Origin of the sequence: Pseudoalteromonas sp. MelDa3 (assembly GCF_002863625.1) — a bacterium.
GTDB classification, from domain to species: Bacteria; Pseudomonadota; Gammaproteobacteria; order Enterobacterales; family Alteromonadaceae; genus Pseudoalteromonas; species Pseudoalteromonas arctica.
In genome coordinates, this window is record NZ_PJBR01000136.1 from 1 (window position 1) to 5,834 (window position 5,834).

Below are 5,834 nucleotides of genomic sequence, written 5' to 3' on the forward strand. Positions count from 1 at the left end.
GAGCAATCAGATGGTGAGCAATCAGACGGTGAGCAATCAGACGATTCAAGTACGGATACTAATGGAAATGAAGCCTCTGCTGAAGACCAAGAAAACGGTAATCAAACTTCACGAATCATTAAGTCAGTTATAGATGCTATCGAAGACGATAATATTGAAGTACCTGACTTTCATGAAATGATAGCCGAAGAATTGAGACAAGAAGCAGAAAATTTTAGCCCTTCTGAAGATGATTCCGAACTCCGAGATATATTTAGTAATACGTTACCTGTAACGAATAAATGGAAAGAGATGGGGTTACCTTTTAATAATCCTGAATTAATACCCAGTGCAGGCAAGGCGGTTTACCGTACCCTACACAGAGCGTTAATTGATGACACAGAGGAGTTGAATGGTTTTAGAAATCGTGGACGAAAATTATCTAGCAAAAAACTAGTTGGATCGGTTTTAGGTGATGATCGCATTTTCAAAACACCATTAATAGAAAACGAACTGAGCGCCGCTATTAGTATTTTAATAGATGCGTCAGGTTCTATGGCTGGTGGCTATCAAGAGATTGCTAACGCGGTAGCATTAGCAATGTCTAAGGGTTTGCAAAGCTTACAAGTTACAAATGAGATTGGTTTTTACTCGTCTGAGATGTGCCTATATATAGCAAAACCTTTCAACCAAAAATATATCGATGCAAAACGCTTTCAAGTTTGTTCTGATTTATACACTCCAAGCGGTGAGGCAATGAAGTCTGCATTAATGAGACTAAATCGCCAATCTGAAGATAAGAAGTGCTTATTCCTCGTAACTGATGGTGAGCCTAGTTGTCCGGGGTCATTCATTGAGGCCTTAGAGCTGGCAAAGATATTGGGTATAAGCATAGCTGTATTAGGTGTGGGTATGACTAGAGATAACATAGATGGTTTAGACGATAAATACTTTACGAATCTAGAGTGCGTTTCAAACCTAAAAACTGCGTTATCAAAAATAGTAAAATCAAACATATTTTAACTCTGTAAAATATCGTATGTAGGAGCGTGTTATGGATGGAACAGAAATCGTTTCAGGCTATGCAAAAACTGTTGTTCAAGTTATTGCAGCTACTGTATGTGGTGAAATTATTCATCAAAGTGATTTGACATCATTAGATATTGAAGTAGGAAGTTTCTACTGCGCTGTATCTTATGGTGAACAGATAACTCGTACTGAGTTGAAGCATTTAGATGCATTGATTATTGAAAACAACCCAGCATTATCGGGTTTGATTTTTAATATTTACAATGAAGCTAATAACTTCTTAGAGCCGATTTATGATCTTACTGAATCAGTAAGTGAAATAGATTACTTAGCAGAACAATACGAAATACATTCTCAGCATTAATATGAGAATTAACACCGGCAATTAAATAATTGCCTTAAACATTAACCCAAAAGGGGGTCGCTCTCCCTTTTGGGATTGCTCCCCCTCAAATATGAGGATAAGCAATGAGTAATAAAAAGAAAAACTTCGACCAGATACTTGTTGAACTTGTTCTGATGGCTATATTAGTTGGTTTCATACCCAGCTTAATTGTAGGAGCTTTAGAAGACTCTTTTGGAGTTTGCATAAGCCAAGTTGCAGATGTGTGCCACCAGTTACAAATTCAAGGTTTAGTTAAAGCTATAGGAGCATTAATTTGTTCTGTAGCTGCGGTTGTCGTTTCATTTACTATTTCAAAGCAATACAACAAAGAGGACAAATAATATGGACACAAGTATTTATCAAATAGCTACGGTAATTGTGGTTTTGGTGACATTCAGCACACTTGCTGGAGGTCTTTACTTGGTAGCCAATAGGTCTTCTAGTTGATTTTGAAATAAATCTGTTTAATTAAAGCGTCCTTTTGGGCGCTTTTTTTTTGCTTAAATTTCACTGCCGGAAAACCAATCTGATAAACACTAATCTAAACCAGGAGTAGTGTAGAAATGATCCTTCCAGCTTTTATCTGTTTTGCTCCAAGTTCCATCAATTCTGGGCACTCTATTTAAACACTCAACCCAATCAGCTAATGACGGCACGTAATCAGTATAGGGCATAGCGATAGGCCGCTTATTACTGAGAACGTATTCACTTAGATTACTTAATGTAGCGCGACAATCGTTCGCCTAGAGCTTCATGGACGTTGTTTTCTGCTGTTATGTAAATTGGTTCATGTGGGCATGATACATGCTTTATAAGCTCATTCCACGATGCATAACCTAATGTAACAGAAAGGGCTTCATGCACTTCTTTGAGCATTGGCGGCACTGAGTCGAAGCAGGTTACATCAAACGGTATTCCAGATCCGTTCCATTCGTAAAAAAGAGCATCAGCCCATGCATTCGCTTCTATAGAGTGAGCAGGCTTTATGTTTTACGTTTTTCATAAATATTTTTTTTAGTTTTTTATGATAAGGATTATAGTAGTTTATAGGTTGTAAAAAGCAAAATACCGTAAACTTGAGGCTATTACCTGGTTGTTAAGAGAGTAGGGTGAACAGAGTAAGTAAAGGAATAACGTGTATTATATCGCTGGAATAATTTGCGATATTTTGTTGTAAGTTATTGTTTTCAAGACAAATAAAGAATAAATAAATCTTGTATAAAAAACACAAAAAAACCTGCTAATCAGCAGGTTTTTATCAAGGTTATTGGTTATGTTTTTCCAAGAGCGCTACTATAGCTTCTTCGATTTCTCGTTTAGCCTCTTCAGTAATTTTGTCAAATGTATAACTTACCTTTCTACCCTTTTCAGTTTTTTTAGCTGTTCTTTGATTACCCTTACAGTCAAACAGTTTAGTTGTAACCGCTTTATCCTTCGGTTTGGCAGTAAGTTTTTTGTTTGCATTTTTAATAAGAGTTAAAACAGCACTTTTATATTCATCGGCCGCAAGGTTATCATCTATGTTAATAATATCAGTTTCGATTTCATCTAAAAATCCATCAAGAAAGTTGTTACTTTCAAGTTCGTCTTGCACTTGCTTGAGAAGTTTATAGTCAGCAATAGCGAGCGTGTTCACATCAGGGAAAAGCGTTAGCATTTCCTTTTTTACCGAAGCAGCAGTGAGCGCTTTACTTATTAAGCTTTGGCTAACACCGAGCTGTTCTGCTAATGCAGTTTGATTTAAGGTTTCGCCAGTCTCATTAAAGTGATTATCTTTAATCAACTGACAACGCAAACCAATATCTCTTAAGCTATGCTCCTTTGCCGATTGAAGCTCTTTTGCTAACGCTTTCGCATCACTGACGCTTATATCTTCGCTAGAAACGAGAAGGTGAAACTCTTTAATCGCTCCTTCTTCATATAAAAAACGGGCACGCCTACGTGAGCCGTCTAATATATCCATCTTCCCATCAAGTAACCTTGCAATGGCCGGTGTATATTGTTGCGTAAGAATTGAGTTTAGATCTTGTAATGACTCAAGGGTTAAATCGTCTTGGAATCGTCCGTTTACCTCAAACGTGACGGTGGTATTATCGCGTACTTCTTCATAAGACAATGTAACAGGTGTGAATTCTACTTTTTTACCTGACTTCAAAGTCCATACTTTACTTTCCCCAACTGAACTTAAACCAAAGAACTCTTTAAGCACTGCATTTGTATTTTGATTTGAGCTTTCAATTGCAGATTTTAGATCCTTTGATAGATGCTGTATTTTACTTATTGCTGCGTCTACTATCGCATCTTCTCCACCTGGTACACCACCTGTCGGATTGTTAAAGCCACGTTTTTTTGCCATTATTTTTCCTCCTTACTGCTTTCACGCCATACTTTTGCAATATCTCTATATACCTGACTTGTTACTTCATACCCATTTACTTGAGCTTTTAGAAATGAAGATTTACTTTTGTCGTATTCACTTTTGGACATATCGAAGACAGTAGCCATTGATGCTTGGCAATTAGAAACAGCCTCAGATGCTTTAAACTCTTTTGAGTATAAATAGTCCGAGAAATCATCACACAAACCAGTCATCAATCCTGTCGTTGTTGTTGAGCCTTCTTTAAAATTAGTAAGTAACATTTTCATAAAATCGAAGCCGGGATGACCTGCTTTTTTTAAAATAGCCCACACTTGCTGAATAAATTCAAAGTAAGAACTTGTGGCATCAATATCGCTTTCAGTTACACCTAATGGGTAGATAATACCCGTCGCTGCGTAGTAAGCATTATACGTTGGGAAGCCTAGGCTCGGTGGGGTATCTATGATAATTATATCAAATTCACTTTCAACTTCATTGATAATGTTTTTTAAAATTGAATACGGGTTTTCAATTTTATTATTTATAACTTGTTCGTGAAACCAGTTGTCTAAAGCCCTATCTGATTGTGCAGCCGGTAGGATACGTAAATTTGGTATTGTTGTTGGTAAGAATGCATTTGAGATCACTTGCTGCTTTGTTTCACCTTCGTCTAGCTCATAGTTCCCAGTAATCAAATCACCAGATGATAGCTCACCCAACGCCTCTGACTTCGTAGCGTAAAAGGTGGTCAATGTTGCTTGTGCATCCATATCAATTAGGCCAATGCGAAATTCTTGATGGAACTCTGTTGCTAGGCAAGAAGCTAGTGTAGCCGCAGTAGCTGTTTTAGCTACGCCACCTTTTTGATTTTGTATCGCGATTACTTGGAGTTTTTGATTTGATCCACGGTTGAATTTTTCCGCTTTTCTCAAATCTTGAGGCATTAGATCACGTACCTTGTATATTTCTTCTAAGTCCAGTGACCACTGAGAATCATCATGTCTGCGAGGGTCAATGTTAGCTAATTTTGTGTATTTATCTATAGTAGCCGCATGTACACCTAAATAGTCTTTGCTTTCATTACGAGTAAAGTTGCGAAGTTGTTTCTGGTTATTACTCAACAATCTTCTATTACGCGCTTCTTTATGATTGGTTGCGCCTACACTTAAATTATAAAAATCTCTATCAGTTTTAGCTATGTTTTCTGAACTCATGAAAAACCTCATACTTAACAATTATTCTAGTAAAGTGATAGTACATAATATGTATAACTGTGTATACCGATTTTTGTAATGCGAGTCATTTTTTGATACATGACTCGTGTATTGGTGTGTGCAATTATTCCCATATATATCGCGATTCCAAAATGCTGAAAACGCAATAAAATGATTATGACTAATGAAATAAAATACTTAGTCAATTCTGTAAAGTGGCTTTATCCGTGCGTAATGACGTCGGGCAACTCAGTGGCCATAAAAAATAGAGCCGATTGGTTATTGCATTTGTCATCGTATCTTATCAAAAGTCGTTTAAATGCAGAGCATGTGTTCTGTATTAATTACAGTTTTTTTGCAGAAAAGTAGAAAAGTGTCTTCATTTTTTACACTTTTATAAAACTATCATTTCTTTCTTAAACTTTTTACACATTAAATATGTATACGTCTAAAACACTCATAAATTTAATGTTGTAACAACTTGATTTAAAACACATTAAATGCTTGTTTGAACGTTTGAAAAAATGTGGCTGGCTTATTGCAGAATTGAGAATGTGACAAACAAAAACTGGAGAAAATGTATGTCTATTATAACAAAGCGTTATGCTTATGCTTTTGTATCAATTTTTTGCCAATTATTTTTTTACGCTGCAATTATGAAGTCTGGAAATAGTGAAGACATAGCTAGAGTTGTATACATTTTGATCAACATAATTAGTATGTATTTGTATATAAAAGCTCTTATTACAGATATAAATTATCGTGGAATTTATTAACAAAATTTCGTAAAAACTGCGAAAGTTAGTGCGAAAGCTTTCGCGTTTTTTTTCTGTATATTACGTGGATATTTTACAGTTATTAATGTTTT

At 35.9% G+C, this 5,834-nt stretch carries 6 protein-coding genes; 3 read left to right on the forward strand and 3 right to left on the reverse strand.

Annotation, left to right across the window (positions count from 1 at the left end):
• From CXF89_RS17925 to CXF89_RS17935, 3 genes are all read left to right on the forward strand, one after another.
• Positions 1–1,002 (forward strand): vWA domain-containing protein (locus CXF89_RS17925; protein ID WP_121955357.1); only part of this gene is annotated, 1,002 nt, incomplete at its 5' end.
• A 31-nt stretch (positions 1,003–1,033) separates the two neighbouring features.
• Positions 1,034–1,372 (forward strand): hypothetical protein, encoded by a 339-nt coding sequence (locus tag CXF89_RS17930; RefSeq protein ID WP_024597508.1) that lies wholly within the window; start codon positions 1,034–1,036, stop codon positions 1,370–1,372.
• 104 nt (positions 1,373–1,476) lie between these two features.
• Positions 1,477–1,734 carry a hypothetical protein gene (locus CXF89_RS17935; RefSeq protein ID WP_024590313.1) on the forward strand — a complete coding sequence of 86 codons (258 nt, stop codon included), beginning with the start codon at positions 1,477–1,479 and terminating at the stop codon, positions 1,732–1,734.
• Positions 1,735–2,107: 373 nt separating this feature from the next.
• On the opposite strand, the gene CXF89_RS21230 is transcribed toward CXF89_RS17935, so the two are convergent.
• The 3 genes from CXF89_RS21230 to CXF89_RS17945 all read right to left on the reverse strand — a co-directional run bounded on the left by CXF89_RS21230 (position 2,108) and on the right by CXF89_RS17945 (position 4,966).
• The gene (locus CXF89_RS21230) at positions 2,108–2,269 is read right to left on the reverse strand and encodes a hypothetical protein (RefSeq protein ID WP_180961425.1); all 162 of its coding nucleotides are present in this window, start codon (positions 2,267–2,269) and stop codon (positions 2,108–2,110) included.
• 388 nt (positions 2,270–2,657) lie between these two features.
• Positions 2,658–3,749, reverse strand: coding sequence for a ParB family protein (locus CXF89_RS17940; RefSeq protein ID WP_121955358.1), 1,092 nt, complete (start codon positions 3,747–3,749; stop codon positions 2,658–2,660).
• Positions 3,749–4,966: a ParA family protein gene (locus tag CXF89_RS17945; RefSeq protein WP_121955359.1), complete on the reverse strand. Its 1,218-nt coding sequence runs from the start codon at positions 4,964–4,966 to the stop codon at positions 3,749–3,751. Before CXF89_RS17945 ends, CXF89_RS17940 begins: the two co-directional genes overlap by 1 nt.
• Positions 4,967–5,834: the final 868 nt, after the last annotated feature.

Coding starts and splice junctions, on each gene's coding strand:
- CXF89_RS17930 (WP_024597508.1), top strand. CDS start 1,034: ATGGATGGAACAGAAATCGTTTCAGGCTATGCAAAAACTGTTGTTCAA.
- CXF89_RS17935 (WP_024590313.1), top strand. CDS start 1,477: ATGAGTAATAAAAAGAAAAACTTCGACCAGATACTTGTTGAACTTGTT.
- CXF89_RS21230 (WP_180961425.1), bottom strand. CDS start 2,269: ATGCTCAAAGAAGTGCATGAAGCCCTTTCTGTTACATTAGGTTATGCA.
- CXF89_RS17940 (WP_121955358.1), bottom strand. CDS start 3,749: ATGGCAAAAAAACGTGGCTTTAACAATCCGACAGGTGGTGTACCAGGT.
- CXF89_RS17945 (WP_121955359.1), bottom strand. CDS start 4,966: ATGAGTTCAGAAAACATAGCTAAAACTGATAGAGATTTTTATAATTTA.